This is a genomic window from Algoriphagus sp. PAP.12 (assembly GCF_026652115.1).
GTDB lineage: Bacteria > Bacteroidota > Bacteroidia > Cytophagales > Cyclobacteriaceae > Algoriphagus.
The window spans coordinates 115,299-131,329 of sequence record NZ_JAPPSQ010000003.1; the positions used below are offsets into that span (position 1 = coordinate 115,299).

Annotated in this window: 13 protein-coding genes and 1 tRNA gene; 4 read left to right on the forward strand and 10 right to left on the reverse strand. The window is 38.8% G+C overall.

The genetic code is table 11. The annotated features are described in order from the left end of the window. Positions 1–10: 10 nt before the first annotated feature. Both O0V13_RS05440 and O0V13_RS05445 read right to left on the reverse strand, forming a co-directional pair. Entirely contained in the window at positions 11–1,804 is a 1,794-nt protein-coding gene (locus tag O0V13_RS05440) for an LptF/LptG family permease (RefSeq protein ID WP_268033980.1), read from the reverse strand. Positions 1,805–1,873: 69 nt separating this feature from the next. Beyond that, positions 1,874–2,269, reverse strand: coding sequence for an START-like domain-containing protein (locus tag O0V13_RS05445; RefSeq protein WP_268033981.1), 396 nt, complete (start codon positions 2,267–2,269; stop codon positions 1,874–1,876). A gap of 268 nt (positions 2,270–2,537) precedes the next feature. On the opposite strand from O0V13_RS05445, the gene O0V13_RS05450 reads away from it, so the two are divergent. Both O0V13_RS05450 and O0V13_RS05455 read left to right on the forward strand, forming a co-directional pair. Then, positions 2,538–2,611 (forward strand) — tRNA-Met (locus O0V13_RS05450). 172 nt (positions 2,612–2,783) lie between these two features. Next, positions 2,784–4,100, forward strand: a complete 1,317-nt coding sequence (locus O0V13_RS05455) for an Nramp family divalent metal transporter (protein WP_268033982.1) — start codon at positions 2,784–2,786, stop codon at positions 4,098–4,100. A gap of 13 nt (positions 4,101–4,113) precedes the next feature. Here O0V13_RS05455 and O0V13_RS05460 read toward each other — a convergent pair whose 3' ends face one another. The 8 genes from O0V13_RS05460 to O0V13_RS05495 form a co-directional block, all read right to left on the reverse strand. Further along, on the reverse strand, positions 4,114–5,748 hold the full coding sequence (locus tag O0V13_RS05460; RefSeq protein ID WP_268033983.1) for an apiosidase-like domain-containing protein: 1,635 nt from the start codon (positions 5,746–5,748) through the stop codon (positions 4,114–4,116). A gap of 49 nt (positions 5,749–5,797) precedes the next feature. Further along, positions 5,798–6,682 (reverse strand): glycoside hydrolase family 16 protein, encoded by an 885-nt coding sequence (locus O0V13_RS05465; protein ID WP_268033984.1) that lies wholly within the window; start codon positions 6,680–6,682, stop codon positions 5,798–5,800. A 115-nt stretch (positions 6,683–6,797) separates the two neighbouring features. Continuing rightward, positions 6,798–7,142, reverse strand: a complete 345-nt coding sequence (gene rplT, locus O0V13_RS05470; protein WP_073570150.1) for a 50S ribosomal protein L20 — start codon at positions 7,140–7,142, stop codon at positions 6,798–6,800. A gap of 98 nt (positions 7,143–7,240) precedes the next feature. Beyond that, a complete protein-coding gene (gene rpmI / locus O0V13_RS05475; protein ID WP_073570149.1) occupies positions 7,241–7,435 on the reverse strand; it encodes a 50S ribosomal protein L35 in 195 nt (64 codons plus the stop codon). Positions 7,436–7,459: 24 nt separating this feature from the next. Beyond that, positions 7,460–8,011, reverse strand: a complete 552-nt coding sequence (gene infC / locus O0V13_RS05480) for a translation initiation factor IF-3 (protein ID WP_268033985.1) — start codon at positions 8,009–8,011, stop codon at positions 7,460–7,462. Between the two features lie 85 nt (positions 8,012–8,096). Then, positions 8,097–10,046: a threonine--tRNA ligase gene (thrS, locus tag O0V13_RS05485; RefSeq protein ID WP_268033986.1), complete on the reverse strand. Its 1,950-nt coding sequence runs from the start codon at positions 10,044–10,046 to the stop codon at positions 8,097–8,099. Between the two features lie 105 nt (positions 10,047–10,151). Further along, complete coding sequence (locus tag O0V13_RS05490) at positions 10,152–11,357, reverse strand: 6-bladed beta-propeller (RefSeq protein WP_268033987.1); 1,206 nt, start codon at positions 11,355–11,357, stop codon at positions 10,152–10,154. A 39-nt stretch (positions 11,358–11,396) separates the two neighbouring features. After that, positions 11,397–13,874 (reverse strand): DUF5686 and carboxypeptidase-like regulatory domain-containing protein, encoded by a 2,478-nt coding sequence (locus tag O0V13_RS05495; RefSeq protein WP_268033988.1) that lies wholly within the window; start codon positions 13,872–13,874, stop codon positions 11,397–11,399. A 164-nt stretch (positions 13,875–14,038) separates the two neighbouring features. Here O0V13_RS05495 and lhgO point away from each other — a divergent pair, with 164 nt between their 5' ends. Then, positions 14,039–15,241: an L-2-hydroxyglutarate oxidase gene (gene lhgO / locus O0V13_RS05500; protein ID WP_268033989.1), complete on the forward strand. Its 1,203-nt coding sequence runs from the start codon at positions 14,039–14,041 to the stop codon at positions 15,239–15,241. A 9-nt stretch (positions 15,242–15,250) separates the two neighbouring features. After that, the gene (locus O0V13_RS05505) at positions 15,251–15,994 is read left to right on the forward strand and encodes a hypothetical protein (RefSeq protein ID WP_268033990.1); all 744 of its coding nucleotides are present in this window, start codon (positions 15,251–15,253) and stop codon (positions 15,992–15,994) included. Positions 15,995–16,031 lie beyond the last annotated feature (37 nt).

The window sequence follows — 16,031 nt, forward strand, 5'->3', positions numbered from 1 at the left end:
AAATAAAATATTATGCCTCAACAGTATTTTTCTTAAACAGCCTTTTCTTCACTCCTTTCCACCATTCTAAATAGAAATCAGGCTCAAATAAACGAGCATCTTTTCTGGCTTGCTTCAAAAAGAATAAGCCAAAAGGCAATAGCATAACACAGGAAAACCAAGTCCCGATTAGAGGGTCTGTCAACCCTTCTTTGGCCCACTTTTCTCCAGTGATTGTCAGCATGTAATAGACAATGAAAAAGATAATGGAAACCAATACCGGCATTCCCAATCCTCCTTTTTTGATAATAGCTCCCAAAGGCGCCCCAATTAGAAACATCACGAAGCACGCAAAGGCTTGGGTATACTTCTGATACCAGGCAATCTCAAAGCGACGATACTCTCTTTCGTAGTTTTCAATTTGCGTCTTTTTGATTCCAAAATTATTCTTCAAACTTCGAGAATTGTTCAAAGCCATGGTGATGGCATTCGATCGATACCCTCTTTTGAAAACTGCTGAATCAATTAGTTCCTTTTCTCTTGCTGTAAGTGGAGTTGTCCTCCTATTTTTACTTAATACAACTCTTGTATCTTCTATTGGATTAGCAACTAAGTCCTCCTCCTCTTCTTTCGAAAGATCTCTTTCCTTTCGCTTGAGAGTTTTGGCTTGGAAAATTGAATCTGATTTTGCGAGATTCCCATTGGTTTTAACCGATAAAACTTTTCCAGAATCTTGTTGGGCTTTCAATTTATCCTCGGGGTTTGAAACCAAAACTTTTGAGGTATCTGGCTCCATGGCAAGCTTTTTGGCTTGGTTTAGAGAGTCTTGAATTGCCCTCATTTTTTCTGTTTTATCTTTTCTAATTGAATCATCAATAGCTTTCCGGTCCAAAATCTCTGCTACAGGGTCAAGTCCTCTCTCCCGAGCAAAAAATGGATAAATACCTTCTGCACTCTGATAAGTATTAAATTTCTCATCATTGATTTTTGTATAGATAGAATCAAGACCATCTTTAATCTGAGAAATATTTTTAATAGCACGATTGGTTGACCAAAGATCTTCAGGAGTTCTACTTAGCTGAAACTCATCCATGCTAAAGATGATAACATTCTCATCAAATGTGGATCTATCAAATGGTACGGGATTTTCATTAATCCCACGCATAGCTCTATCCTCACTATAATTAGTACCATGATAAAGGGTCAATTTCATGTAGTTCTCATTAAAGAACTTTTCCATTCGACCAGAGTCTGCAACAGTAACTTCTAAGTTTCCTAGTTGCCCATTCTTCGTACTATAAATGATAATGTCTTTTAGGTCATTGTCTCCAATCTTCTCATTGACCTTGATACTAAACCCTGGAATACCTGCATAAAAAATCCCTTCTCGGATATCCAAAGCCGGAGACTTCATTCGAATATCATACAAAAGCCCAAAAGTCTTTAGATTGACTTTGGGAACAACGAAGTTATTGGATAAAAAAGCCGCAATAACCAAAAAGACAGTAAAAACAGCTATTGGCCTTAAAGCTCTTACCAATGAGATACCGGAACTTTTGATTGCTGTCAACTCAAAATGCTCACCCAGATTCCCAAAAGTCATCAAACTGGAAAGCAAAACTGCTAACGGAAGCGCCATAGGAGAAATACTCACAACAAAGTATCCTATCAATTCGGCATAGACCCAAAAGCTAAGTCCTTTCCCAAATATTTCATCGAAATACTTGAGCATGTTGACGATTAGCAAAATGAAATCAACAACTACAAAAGTCAATAAAAATGGGCCTATAAAAGACCCAAGAATTAATTTATCTAATTTCTTCATGACACCTCTGCTACTTTGTTCCTAACGGGACCTAGTATTGGATGTTCAAATTTGGTGAATTCATTGAAATTAACCTCCTATTATTTCTTTCAATTTTCCTATTAATCCATCCCAGATAGCCACAGACTCTTCGTCATCATAGCCATCCGAATAATCTATGACTTTCAAAAACATGGTCTGGGTCAATTCATTTTCTTCCAACTTAAATTCAATGTAGGCATGATCTGACTCTATTGGATCTTTAGGATCAAAGAACTCAAATTTAATGTGGGAATTACTTCTAATTGATGCGATTTTAGCGTAGTGCTCCTCATTATCAAAATCGAAAATAAAGTCCTTATCCTCATTGATACGCACTTCATCGGCAAACCACTCCTCTAAACCACTAGCAGTACTCAAATATTGGAAAATTATTTTTTTGGAGGCATTGATTTGATAATCAGCTACAAACTTGTTTTTAACCATGATTTTTAAATTATCCAGCGTGAAAATTTCACTTTTTTAAAGAACGTCAACTTGCATTTCACAGTACAAGACCTCATATTTGCATTCCCAATTCGAACGGGAGGGTTACTAAATGAAAATAAAAGATTTTCAGCCCAAGTATTTTGAACTTCGACTGTGCTTTAATATAGGCATTAATTCGAAATATCAATACTTAAAAAAGATTAATGGATAAAATTATAACCATCAAATCTTGATCAAAGAATCAAGCAGGTTTTAATAGATATTTGGCGAGGTAGCTCAGTTGGTTAGAGCGCAGGATTCATAACCCTGAGGTCACGGGTTCAACTCCCGTCCTCGCTACAAAGGCTTTCAGAAATGGAAGCCTTTTTTATTTTACACCTATGAAATCTTACTATATGGCATTTTGAATTTTGCTCCTTAAGAAAGAAGGTTAAATTCAGGCATTTAATTCTCCACAAAGTATCTATCTATTCATGTGATCATAAGGAATTAAAATTCCTATTTTTAATGAATGACATCACCCAAAATAAAGAATCCACCCACCTCATTTTTTGAAAAATTAAAATTTCTTGGACCTGGGTTTATCCTTTCTGCCTCCATCGTCGGATCAGGAGAATTAATAGCGACCACCGTATTGGGTGCAGAAGGTGGGTTCATTACATTTTGGGTTATTTTAGTGAGTTGTTTGGTAAAAGTTGCCATCCAATTAGAGTTTGGTAAAAACAGTATCATTACAGGAAATCCTATGATGAAAAATTTCACTGAATTGCCGGGGCCTGGCAAGTGGGCTGTATGGATGACATTTTTGTTGACTTCATTTAAAATAGTCCAAGTTGGTGGCATGATCGGGGGCGCTGCAATTGCCTTGAACTTACTATTTCCCTTCCTCTCCCCATTCCACCTCGTTTTTGTGCTCGGGATAGTTTCTAGTTTATTGATCTTCAAGAACTATTATTTTGTGGTTGAGCGGACATCTATTCTCCTGGTCTTTGCATTTACTGTTTTCACCTTAGTTTCCCTGACCGCTGTCAATTTCAGCCCATATGGCTTCTCTTTCAATGACGTGGTGAGCGGATTGACTTTTCAACTACCCCCTCATTTGATCTTTGTGGCAATAGGGGCATTTGGAATTACAGGAGTAGCTAGTGATGAAATCATTGCATATACCTATTGGTGTCAGGAAAAAGGTTACGCCAAGTTTTCAGGCGTAAATGATGGAAGTGAGGCTTGGAAAAATCGAGCTAACGGTTGGATCAAAATCATGTATCTTGACGCAATTGTTGCCATGATCATCTATACCCTTGTCACAGCTGCATTTTACTTATTGGGAGCATCCATATTGCATGGAAACACTGCAATACCTGCTGGAAATGAGTTGATAGAGACTTTAGCGAATATATATACTGAAACCCTCGGAGAAAAAGCTAAAGACGTCTACATCCTAGGTTCCTTTTTTGTCCTTTTTTCAAGTGTTTTTGCAACACTCGCCTACTGGACACGCCTATTTCCTGATATTTTTGGTGAGCTAGGTTGGATCAATTGGCCTCATGAAAAATCAAGGGCTAAATGGGTAGCTATTCTATCTTGGAGCTTCCCAGTACTTTGGGCTTTTGCATTTGTATTTGTAAAGCTTCCAGCCTTCATGGTTTTATTTGGTGGAGTGGTCGGCTCCATCCTATTACTTTTGGTTGTATATGCAGCTATACACTTTAGATTAAAAAATAATCCGTTGAACTTGGCCTCAGGAAACTTTTCTAGTTTCTTGTTTTGGTTAAGCGTGATTTCAATTGGCGCAGTTTCACTCTATGGGATCATTAAGCTTTTTTGACAAATCTCCCTTCCTATTGCTTTTGAAACTTATCTAACACCAAGACCATGTCTTGATTCTTGATATTTTCAATGACTAGGAAATGATCATCATAGCTAATTTCAGCTTTTTCATAGGAGCTGGAAACTGGATTAAACCATTTAGCATCAAACATTTCATTTTTCATATTGTATATCTCGACCGTCTCTTTTATAGGTATATACAAAACTATTTTGGATCTATCTTCATTAGCAACTACCGATACAAAATGACTAAAATCATCATCTCCTGGTTGGTATACTAATAAATCTGTAGCCGGTTTCAATTCCCACCACTCCATAGAAGTAAAAAACTCATGTAGATACCCCATTTGAATACTTCCTGGTAACTCTAGGCTTTCTTTCCAGCGGCTTACATGTCCAGAAGGCCCATGGTTTTCGATCTCCTCTCCTTCTCTGAGCCAAGGCCAGATTCCATTTGCTCCATACGTTATTCCGGCAACTGGAGCTGCAAAAACAGACCAATACCATGCGTTTCTAATATCCCGAGGACTGGCATCCTTTCTAATATCTTCATAAAGCGGCTCAGTATTTATAAAAGGTAAAGGACGAATCTTGGACCAACGATCAGAAATTGGTCCTTTATTAATCCAGTTGACTGTTCCTTCAGCTTTGGAGTGTGAGGACTGATAGGTATATACCTCATACCATGGTTCATCTTCATAAGTATCACCAACCCAACTCAAACCATGCGGATGGAGTGTCACCAAACCTTGATATTTTCCTTCACCAAAAACCTCCTCCCCGATTGATTTCCAGCGATCTTCCAGATCTCCGTAATACTTCCCATCCCCACCCAAATTCCACAAAACATGATTTCCTTGATATCTGGCGACTATGTATTTGGCAAGTATGACAGCCTCTCTGATTGGCAAATAGTATCCCGGACTAAACTCAGTTCCCTCACCAAATGGCAAAGCCCATAAAATCACCGGTGAAACCAACAAACCTTTTCGATTAGCCTCTTCTACCCTTTCATCGATTCTTTTGAAAAATTCGGGATTGATCTGGATATGTCCACTTCCAGTAAAAGCTACCTCTCCTTCCCCATTTTTTTCACTTCCTCTCCACTGGGTCGTCACCAATTGGATCGTATTGTAGGAATTCTCGAGCCTGTTCTTCAAATAATACTCCCATTCCTCAGAAGTTGATTTTAATGCTCCATTCCAAGCAGTACAAGCTGTCCAAAAGAAAGGAGTACCATCTTGATGCCTAAGCTGATAAGTTCCCGGAAAATGGACAATGGGCCCCTTTTGAAAAAGGTCAAGGTCGCTTTCTGGAGCAGTACACTCAAATGTCCCCTCAATATTGTTTAAACCAGTATTTTCTTGGTCAGAGGAACTGGAAACAAAAACCCATGTCCCAATCTCATCGGGCATAAAACGAACTTTCCAGGAATTTCCGCCATCCCAAAAGCCGCGAACAGTCTTCTTTACCCCAGTTGGAGAGGTAAATATTATTTCAAAATTCTGAACTTGATAAATCGGATCTGAATATTCTTTCGAACTCTTGAATTCATACTCAAACCGGTCATAAACCGGGACTTGACCAAAAGTCAAAGTGGAGATTGAAAATAATACAATACTAAAAATAAAAGATTTCGAGTTCATGATTTAACAACTAGATTAGCAACAGTCAAGATAACAGAATTCTATTATTTCACTCAACCTTTTGATATACACGCACATAATCAACGAGATATTTACCTGGGAATTCTGAATTACTTGGATCGCCACCATTGGAGCCAATGGCCATATTCAACAGGATATAATGTGGTTGATGAAAAGGATTACTTCCATCTGGATTGATGGTTTCCTCCAAATTGACCTCATTCAAAACCTGATCATCCAAGGATAGGATGATTTTCTTTTCATCCCACACCATTTTCCAAATGTGATACTTCTGTGGCCATTCTGGATCTTTCTCTAAAAAATCTTTAAAGGTGATCTTTGCCTCATCCCATGCAGCTCTCTTATCAGGATGAGCCCAAGCCGCATTGGCTAAAATAGTGGCTTCCCCATCCACTCGGTAATATTCCATCACATCAACCTCCCCATTGGCTGGCCAGCCTTTTTCCATACCCACCGTCCAGATAGCAGGCCACATTCCCAAAGCTGTATCTATTTTTGCTCTGACCTCAAGTATCCCGAATTGGAAGGAATAGTTCCCCCTTGTATGAATTAAAGAGGAGCTGTACTCAGCAAACTCTCTATTCTTCCTCCAATCTTGACTCTCAGGATCAAATTTTGAATTTGGAATCTTTTCCCTCTTTCCTGTAATCACCAAATTTCCATCTTTTACTTCGGCGTTTTCCGGTTGATACCATTGGAGTTCATTGTTGCGAACAAAACCATGCTCATGAGACCAAAAAGTAGAATCTGGTTTTCCGGAATAATCGAATTCATCTCCCCAAACTAAATCAAAGCCTTCGTATGGGCCTGATGTATTAATTTCTTCTGAGTCTTGATTTTGTGAAGAAGATGGTTGGCACTGGAAAAAAATCAGACTAATAATAAGGAAAACTGGGATTCGGTTGGTTTGCATAAGGAAGGTTTGATTGAATTCTAAAAATAAACCTTCCAAAAAATCTTCGGCACCCATTAAAATAAAAAAGCCTTCCCGGGTAGGAAGGCTTTCCGCTAAATAAGGTAAGCAAACCTTATTTAACTCTTTCAACTACAGCTTTGAATGCCTCTGGGTGGTTCATAGCCAAATCAGCCAAAACCTTACGGTTTAGCTCAATGTCAGCTTTTTTCAACATACCCATGAATTGAGAATAGGAAATACCGTGCTCTCTAGCACCGGCGTTGATACGTTGGATCCACAAAGCTCTGAATTCTCTTTTCTTCGCTTTTCTGTCTCTGTACGCATACTGAAGACCTTTCTCATACTTGTTTTTTGCTACAGTCCATACGTTGCTACCTCTTCCGAAGTAACCTCTTGTGGCTTTAAGCACTTTTTTTCTTCTTGCTCTTGACGCTACTGCGTTTACTGATCTAGGCATAATCTTTTGTTTTTTGACACTTGGTGTTCCGATTTCTCGAACTCTTTAGACCAAAGCATCTGGTGAATAAATAAACCTTAATTTTTAAAACAGGTTGATCAGATTCTCAACATGTCTCTTACTCTACCCTCATCGGATTCGTGAACCAAACCAGCTTTGGTCAGTTCTCTCTTTCTTTTGGTAGACTTCTTAGTTAGGATGTGGCTTTTGAAAGCGTGTTTCCTTTTGATTTTTCCTGTTCCGGTCAAAGCGAATCGCTTCTTAGCGGAAGATTTGGTTTTTACTTTTGGCATTTTGCTGTTTGTATTTAGTTGAAATTATTTCTTCGCTTGCTTCGGCGCGATGAAGATGCTCATTCTTTTTCCTTCCAATTTAGGAAGCTGCTCCACTGCTCCGTAATCTTCCAGAGCCTGTGCGAACCTCAACAATAACATCTCACCTCTTTCCTTAAATACAATACTTCTACCGACGAAGTGCACATAAGCTTTGACTTTGGCACCTTCTTTCAAGAAGTTGATGGCATGCTTCAATTTGAAATTGTAGTCATGTTCATCCGTATTAGGTCCGAACCGAATTTCTTTCAAAACAACCTTTGCCGCATTGGCTTTAATCTCTTTTTGTTTCTTCTTCTGCTCGTATTTGAATTTGGCATAATCCAAAATCTTACAAACAGGAGGATTCACATTCGGAGAAATCTCTACTAGATCGAGGTCATTGTCTTGGGCAAGTTTTAGTGCTTTATCTAGTGAAAGGACGGCATTTCCGCCATCTACGTATTCACCTACTAATCGTACTTCTCTGGCCCTAATTCTCTGGTTCACCTTATATGGTTCTTCCTGTCGACCTCTTTTTGGATTTCTGTCTCTCAAGTTAGCTTTAGTTGTTTTTTTGAAATTGACTGCAAATATCGGAATTATTTCTAAATTCTAAAAAGCAGAAGAAAATTTTCCAATTTTATTCTCTACTCAGTGATTCTGAAATAATCCCTTGAAAATACTTTATAAACTCCTCCGGTGAGAAGTTACCGATGTCTCCCTCCCCGTGTTTGCGGACAGAAAGTTTTCTTTCTTCTTGTTCTTTTTCCCCTACAATGATCATAAAAGGGATTTTTTTCACTTCGGCATCTCTGATTTTTCGACCGATTTTTTCATCACGATTGTCGATAGACCCTGAAATGTCATGCTCGTCTAAAATAGCTTTAATTTCTTCAGCATACCCAACAAATTTCTCAGAAATAGGCAAAATAGTCAATTGCTCTGGAGAAAGCCAAAGTGGGAAATTACCAGCACAGTGCTCGATTAAAACTGCCACAAAGCGTTCCAAAGAACCAAAAGGTGCTCTGTGGATCATCACTGGTCGGTGCTTTTGATTGTCCGAGCCAATGTATTCCAATTGGAATCTATCTGGCAACTGGTAGTCTACCTGAATAGTTCCCAACTGCCACTTTCTACCCAAAGCATCTTTCACCATAAAGTCCAGCTTAGGACCATAGAATGCCGCTTCACCTAATTCAGTGACGGTATTCAAGCCTTTTTCAGCCGCTGCTTCAATGATCGCAGTTTCAGCTTTGTTCCAAGCTTCATCTCCTCCGATGTATTTGGATGGATTTTCCGGATCTCTCAAAGAAATCTGAGCGGTATAATCATCAAAGCCCAAAGCCTTGAATACATACAATACCAAGTCGATTACCTTGATAAATTCCTCTTTCACCTGATCAGGTCTACAGAAAATGTGTGCATCATCCTGAGTAAATCCTCTTACACGGGTCAATCCATGTAATTCACCGCTTTGCTCGTATCTATAAACAGTTCCAAATTCCGCATAACGGATAGGAAGCTCTTTGTAAGAACGTGGCTTATATTTGTAAATCTCACAATGGTGAGGGCAGTTCATCGGTTTCAATAGAAACTCCTCCCCTTCGTTTGGAGTAGCTATCGGCTGGAAAGAATCCTTTCCATATTTTTCATAGTGTCCTGAAGTCTCATACAATGCCTTATGGCCGATATGAGGAGTAGTTACTTGCTGATATCCAGACTTATCCTGAGCTTTTTTCAAGAAGTTCACCAGTCTTTCTCTCAACAAAGTACCTTTTGGCAACCACAATGGAAGTCCCATTCCTACCTTTTCAGAGAAGGTAAAAAGCTCCAATTCACGTCCCAGTTTTCTGTGGTCACGCTTCTTGGCTTCTTCCAACATGGTCATGTATTCCTGAAGCTCTTTGGCCTTCGGGAAAGTCACCCCGTAAATACGAGTCAACATTTTGCGGTTTTCATCACCTCTCCAATACGCACCAGCGATATTGGTCAACTTCACTGCTTTGATGAAACCGGTATTCGGGATATGAGGTCCACGGCAAAGATCCGTGAAATTTCCTTGCTCATAGAACGTAATCGAACCATCTTCCAATCCTTCCAACAGGTCTAATTTGTATTCGTCGCCTTTCTCCTGGAAGTAGCTAACAGCATCTTGCTTAGAAATATCCTTTCTAACATACTCATTCTTTTGGCGAGCCAATTCGATCATCTTCTGTTCGATCTTTTCTAGCTCAGCACCTTCCAAGGTATGATCACCGAAATCTACATCATAGTAAAATCCTGTTTCGATTGGAGGTCCAATACCAAATTTGATTCCTGGATACAATGCTTCCAAAGCTTCCGCCAACAAGTGGGCAGATGAATGCCAGAAGGTGTTTTTTCCATCACCGTCATTCCAAGTAAGCAATTGTACATCTGCATCAGCCTCGATCGGGCGGGTAGCATCCCAAACCTGACCATTTACTTTCGCAGCAAGAACGTTCCTAGCCAAACCCTCGCTGATACTGGCAGCAATCTGTAGCCCGGTAGTTCCTTGTTCATACTCCCTCACCGATCCATCCGGCAGGGTAATTTTAATTTGTTGTGACATAAAATTGTGTTGGCCTATACAAACAGGCAATTGGTTTAAGCTGCAAATATGCCAAATGTGTATTCAAAGGAAAAATTTCAGGGAAGGGAATAATGAAAAGAACCGTTATTTCTTTAGGGTATAAATAATAAGAACTGGATTTTCAGAATCTTTGGCTGCTGTAGCCACTTCAGCAAACTTTTTCCCTTTTCCATTGATATAGGATTCAAAGGCTTCTTCCCCGAATTCTTCTTTTTTCTTCATTAAACTTTCAAAAAGGGAAACTCCAGGGATTCTTTTCCCCATTTTTCTCTCTCCAAATCTCAAATATGGGAAATAGTTGTTTCCCGATTCATCTAAGTCATTTTCAATATTAAAATTCAAGACTGCCGTTTCCCTATTATTTCGATCATAAAAGACTGAGTAATTCTTTTCTTCGTAACTAAATCGAGCAAACAAAAAGTCTTCTCCAACATTCCAAAAATAAGGCACAAAGTAGAGCTTAGCCCTTTTATTGATAAATTCCATTTCTTCCAAGCCATTCAATTCTTCACTGTTCCGTTTTAGCTCCTCCAAATCCTGAGCATAGCTTCCATAATCAAACACCAATCGGGGAACAAACTCTTCATTTTGCAATTGAAAAATTGTGTCCTGAAATGGCATAGTATAATACAAACCCTCACCATTTTTAATCAGATTATATCTTTCAGAATAATTTCCATAGTAGCGACCTTCTACAATTGGAAAAAAATAAGTGGTATCCTGAAATTCTGAATTGACTGAACGGACAAGATAATCATCAACCTGAAAGCTCTCACTGAAAAAATAAAAGCGGTTTAGCTTTTCCATAAATACCCCTCCTTTTACACCAAAAGGTAATTTTTCCTCTTTTAAAAAATTTCCATCGAAATCAAACCACATAAATTTTGAAGGATAAACCCCCAACAAAAGAATCTGATTATCATGAACCATAAAATTATCCAGATCCAAGTACTTTTCGGGTCCATCACCATAGGCACGAATTTGACTCAGGTAATTCCCTTTTTTATCAAAGATTTTGACACACTTACATCCAAAAACATCGAGGATCAGGATTTTATCTCCATAAAATTCAATTTTATTCAAACCAGCACCCAATTGAGCTTCTTCAGAATCATCTTTCAGCCAGATATAGTCAACCTCTGGCTCGAAAAATTCAGAAAGTTTACCATCATAGGCATTCGATAAATCAATGGAAATGACCTCAAGGTCATCTTGCGATAAGTTTTCACCTATTTCGGAACAAGAAAAAAGCAAAATCGACAAAAGAATAGATACAGCTAAAAGTTTCATCCTTAAAACTAAGGAATTCACCAAATCTAAGAAACAGACTTATAAAATTATCTGAGCGCTGACTTTCACCACAAATGGCTTGGCATCTGGTGCATCCAGATAGGTCATGCGGTGGAAAAAGTCCACTCGGAAGAATTTAAAAATATTCTCAACACCATAGCCCAGTTCCACATAAGGCCGATTTGGATCCAGCCTGCCAAAGCTTTCCAAGGTATTTCCTTCAGGATCCACTCCTGGAACATTGAGGATATTTTCATTTCTCACACTTCCAAACAAGATATTGGCATTGGCCACAGCTCTCCATTTGAGCTTTCTCATCAGTGGAATTCTATTCAACAGAAAGCCTTCAAAGAAATGCCTGTATCTTAAACTCATGTATTGATCAGAGGCAAACTCATTGAAATTCATGGTATTGAAAGCAGCCGTGGTGTAAAACAGCGTTCCATTTCCTAAATGGTTTTTCAATATCGGATAAGGAACTTCTCCAAAGATTTTTCCTGCATCAAATTCATAGCGAGAAACCCCCAAAAGTCCCATTTTAAGACGTTGATAGACATAAAAACTGAACTTTTCATAGCTCATATCCCCACCTAGCCATCTCAAACCTTTTGTAAAATTAACCTCTACAATTGGCCAGGTATCAGGACCTAAAGAAACACGCTCATTGTCATTGATGATGATGATTTCATCTCTCCCATAGCGAAGTCCAAAACGAGCCTCCATAGTTTCAAAACTGGATCGATACTCCCGACTCTTCTTATCTAAATAATAGAAGTCAAAAAGTGGATCAAATTTACTTTTCCTCAAGCCACCTGAAAAGAGGAATCCCTTGAAAAACTCGCGTTGGAAATTCAATTGATTACCTGTAGAAATAAAAGGTCTCCTCAAGGTTCCAAATCTACTGGCAGCCAAAAACACACTATTTCCTGCCAAAGATTCCATCTCCAACCCCACTTGATCAATTTCTTTAAAAGTCTTCAATTGGACTGTAGTCCAGCGTTTTCGATCTAGAATTCGAGTGGCAAAAACAGAATATTTAAAACGTTCATCTTTAAATCCATAGGCCCCATATCCTTGAAGTAACCATTTATTACTGAATTTGTAATTGGTTCTTAATCCGAAACCTCCTCTCAAACCTTCTACATTGTTGTAATTCCCAAATTCAGTCCATGGACCCAAATCAACTTTCCCGACAGGAAGAAAACCAGAAGCAAAGAATTTCAAACCTTCTGAATAGAATCGTACTACAGGGATTTTCTTCAGGGTGTCGACCATTTGAAGCACTGCCAGCTCCTCTTTTGTCAGTGGGTCTATCCTACTTTTCTGCCAAAACTCATCACTTGCATTGCCAAAATCCGGTTTGAGTTCTACCGCATTATTAAAGAATGAAGTAGGCTTCGGATCAGCCAAAACCACCGAGTCTGTTGCGGTATAGAACTTGGCCAGCAAGCCGGCAGTGTTTTTGGTAACTTGAGCTATCTTAATCTGAACCCGGCTCTTGGAAGGAATCAAATGCCCGCTCGAAATCGGCTCCAATTCCTGCTGAATCTTGATTCGTTCAATAAAATTCAGGTTAGCGGTCTTGGGGATAGTCAAATCCACCTGCTTTAAAGCATAGGTTTCTTTATTAATCCAAATAGTCCCGGCAAAGGCCAAATCCTCCTCCTGACGGGGATAAACCTGCAGCATATAGCAACTGTCCTTGCCCACCAGCACAGAATCCATCAGATCATAATCATAAAAAGTCTTCCACCCATCCGCAATTGGAGAAACGAATTCTTTATTTAAGATAGAAAGCCAGTTTTTATAGAAGTTATATTCTTGAAAAACCGAACCTGTAATCTGGGAAGTTGTAGAACCATCCGTTATCCCCACCCCTGTTACCTTGGACTTTTCAACAATTTCCTTTTTCAAGACGGGATCATTTCTGAAATAGAATTTTGAAACAGTTTCTGAGAAGAAAATCGGGAGAATCTTTTCCCCTTCATCATCCTTTAACTGCTGAATACTGTCTAGAATTGCAGTGACTTTCTGAACGGATTTCCTTTGGGTGAATTTATCTGAAACCTCATCTATATCAATTTCTATCTTGGTATAATTCTTTGTCTCATAAGCATTTAAATTACGCTTATCAAAGTCCTTCTTTCGATCTACAGCTCTTCGAATAATCTCAAATGCAGGATTTTCTCCAGCTTCAAAAACAAATGCCTCCAATTCAAAATCTGAGGGTCTCAATTGAAAGTTCAGAGTTTGGAGAGGTTCCTTGGAAAGCGCTTTAGTTTGCGACAAATATCCTAGATAGCTAACTTGGATACTATCGACTTGAGTAGAAGTTTTTAGCTCATAATTCCCTTCAAAATCTGTATTCATGCCCGTGGTTGTCCCCAAAAGCAATACAGAAGCAAAAGGTATCGGGTCACCGGTGGTCGCATCTGTCACTTTCCCCCTGATAGTCGTTTGGGAAAAAGAAACAACAGTTTGCAGAAAAAGTAAAATCAGGAGAAGGTATTTATTCATCCAGAGAATTCGGTGAAAACAAATGAAGACGCAAAATAAAGCCATTCAAACGGCATACCGCAACCAAACGTGTGAAAAATTCTAAATGTTGTACAAAAGTCCTCCTCTCTCCTCCTTCAAAATGAATTTCTGATCGGTATATTTGGGGTTCAAAACAGGATACTATGCGTTACGATATAGCCATTGTAGGTGGTGGAATTGTTGGCTTGGCCACAGGATTAAAGTTGTTGAAGGAAAAACCCTCTTTGAAAATCGCCATTTTGGAAAAAGAATCCCAGCTGGCAAAACATCAGACGGGAAATAACTCAGGCGTGATTCACTCTGGGCTGTATTACAAACCAGGATCCTTGAAGGCTACCAATTGCATCAATGGATATCATGAGCTTGTTCAGTTTTGTGAAGAGGAAAAAATCCCTTTCGAAATCACAGGAAAGGTAGTGGTAGCCACTCAGGAAGAACAAAAACCACTTTTGGAAAACCTTCTTCAAAGAGGTCTTCAAAACGGATTGGAAGGCACGAGAAGAATCAGTTTAGAAGAATTGAAAGTCTATGAACCCCATTGTACAGGGGTGGATGCAATCCATGTTCCTCAAACCGGAATCGTGGATTATTTCCAGGTTGCACTTGCTTACGGAAGAAAGATCATGCAAGCCGGTGGTGACATACTTTTAAATCATAAAGTACTGTCATACAAACATCAAGGACATACCAATTACATTGAAACTTCAAAAGGGACCATTGAGGCGAACCTAATCGTCAACTGTGCTGGGCTTTACTCAGATAAAGTAGCCCAAATGGATTCTGACACTGAAAAAGATGTGAAAATCATTCCTTTTAGAGGAGAGTATTTCAAATTGAAAAAGGAAAAAGAATACTTGGTTAAAAACCTTATTTACCCTGTTCCGGATCCAAATTTCCCTTTCTTGGGTGTTCACTTTACCCGAATGATGAAAGGTGGAGTTGAGGCAGGGCCAAATGCTGTTTTGGCTTTCCGAAGAGAGGGCTATTCCAAATCTCAGATCAATCTGGGTGAATTAGCAGAATCACTGGCCTGGCCTGGCTTCCAAAAAGTAGCTGCTAAATACTGGAAAACAGGATTCGGAGAAATGTACCGCTCTTTTTCCAAAGCGGCCTTTACCAAAGCATTGCAGGAATTAATCCCTGAGATCCAAGAATCTGATTTGGTAGAAGGTGGAGCTGGAGTAAGAGCACAGGCTTGTGATAAAAATGGTGGTTTGTTGGATGATTTCGCAATCCGCGAATCCGAATATGTGATCAATGTACTCAATGCCCCTTCCCCAGCAGCTACCAGTTCACTTTCGATTGGAGGTACAGTTGCCGGAATGGTTTTGAAGAGACTTTCATAATAAATTACAATGTGGTCCATAGAGAAGTTATCAACTAAGAAAAATTTATTTACTTTCACTTCCTCTGGACAAGGCTATTCTGTTGGCACTACAATTTCGGCAGGTGACCAAATCATTTTCAATCAATTAGAGGCAATTATTGACCATGGTGAAGGTGAGCAGGTTTATCAAGCAATTATATGTGAATCATGTGGATATACACATTGTGAAAAAGGAAATTGGTTTGCTTTAAGAAAAGCTGGTAGCTTTCATTTATTTATTCCTGCATTTGAATGGATTCTTGAAGAAGAAGACCAATTAAAAGACGAATATTTCCCTCCAAAATACATTTCAACTCGAGGAGCAGTCATACTTGGTTCCAGTACTTTTGAGGTCATTCGAGAATTGATCCCTTCATTTTTAGAAATTAAAAAGGTGAAGGATTTAAACGGGCTAGAAGCAGCACTCCTTTATAAATATGAAAACCCTTTTAAACTGTTTGGAGAATTTCCAGAATTTGGTCCAATAAGAAACCTAAACTTTTTAATGGTTTCCGAAGGAGATATAAACTTTCAATTTGAATCAATTATCAAAGAGTTAAAAAAAATTGAAGACTCAAACTTAATTGGAATAGAGGAAATATCGAAGGAAGATCGAATCCTTAGTTTTTTCTTGGACGATGGGATTTTATCTGAGTGGAAAGCAGCAATTATTAATGAAAAGGGAGAACTTCAATTGATAATTGACGATTGGAAGTTTATAAAAATCCAGTAATCATTCTTTAATAAACAAGTTCCTATAAAACGATGGT

Bases quoted from the DNA above. Each gene is read 5' to 3' on its own strand.
- O0V13_RS05445 (WP_268033981.1), bottom strand. From the start codon at position 2,269: ATGGTTAAAAACAAGTTTGTAGCTGATTATCAAATCAATGCCTCCAAA.
- lhgO (WP_268033989.1), top strand. From the start codon at position 14,039: ATGCGTTACGATATAGCCATTGTAGGTGGTGGAATTGTTGGCTTGGCC.
- thrS (WP_268033986.1), bottom strand. From the start codon at position 10,046: ATGTCACAACAAATTAAAATTACCCTGCCGGATGGATCGGTGAGGGAG.
- O0V13_RS05505 (WP_268033990.1), top strand. From the start codon at position 15,251: ATGTGGTCCATAGAGAAGTTATCAACTAAGAAAAATTTATTTACTTTC.
- rplT (WP_073570150.1), bottom strand. From the start codon at position 7,142: ATGCCTAGATCAGTAAACGCAGTAGCGTCAAGAGCAAGAAGAAAAAAA.
- O0V13_RS05495 (WP_268033988.1), bottom strand. From the start codon at position 13,874: ATGAATAAATACCTTCTCCTGATTTTACTTTTTCTGCAAACTGTTGTT.
- O0V13_RS05490 (WP_268033987.1), bottom strand. From the start codon at position 11,357: ATGAAACTTTTAGCTGTATCTATTCTTTTGTCGATTTTGCTTTTTTCT.
- O0V13_RS05440 (WP_268033980.1), bottom strand. From the start codon at position 1,804: ATGAAGAAATTAGATAAATTAATTCTTGGGTCTTTTATAGGCCCATTT.
- O0V13_RS05455 (WP_268033982.1), top strand. From the start codon at position 2,784: ATGACATCACCCAAAATAAAGAATCCACCCACCTCATTTTTTGAAAAA.
- O0V13_RS05460 (WP_268033983.1), bottom strand. From the start codon at position 5,748: ATGAACTCGAAATCTTTTATTTTTAGTATTGTATTATTTTCAATCTCC.
- rpmI (WP_073570149.1), bottom strand. From the start codon at position 7,435: ATGCCAAAAGTAAAAACCAAATCTTCCGCTAAGAAGCGATTCGCTTTG.
- O0V13_RS05465 (WP_268033984.1), bottom strand. From the start codon at position 6,682: ATGCAAACCAACCGAATCCCAGTTTTCCTTATTATTAGTCTGATTTTT.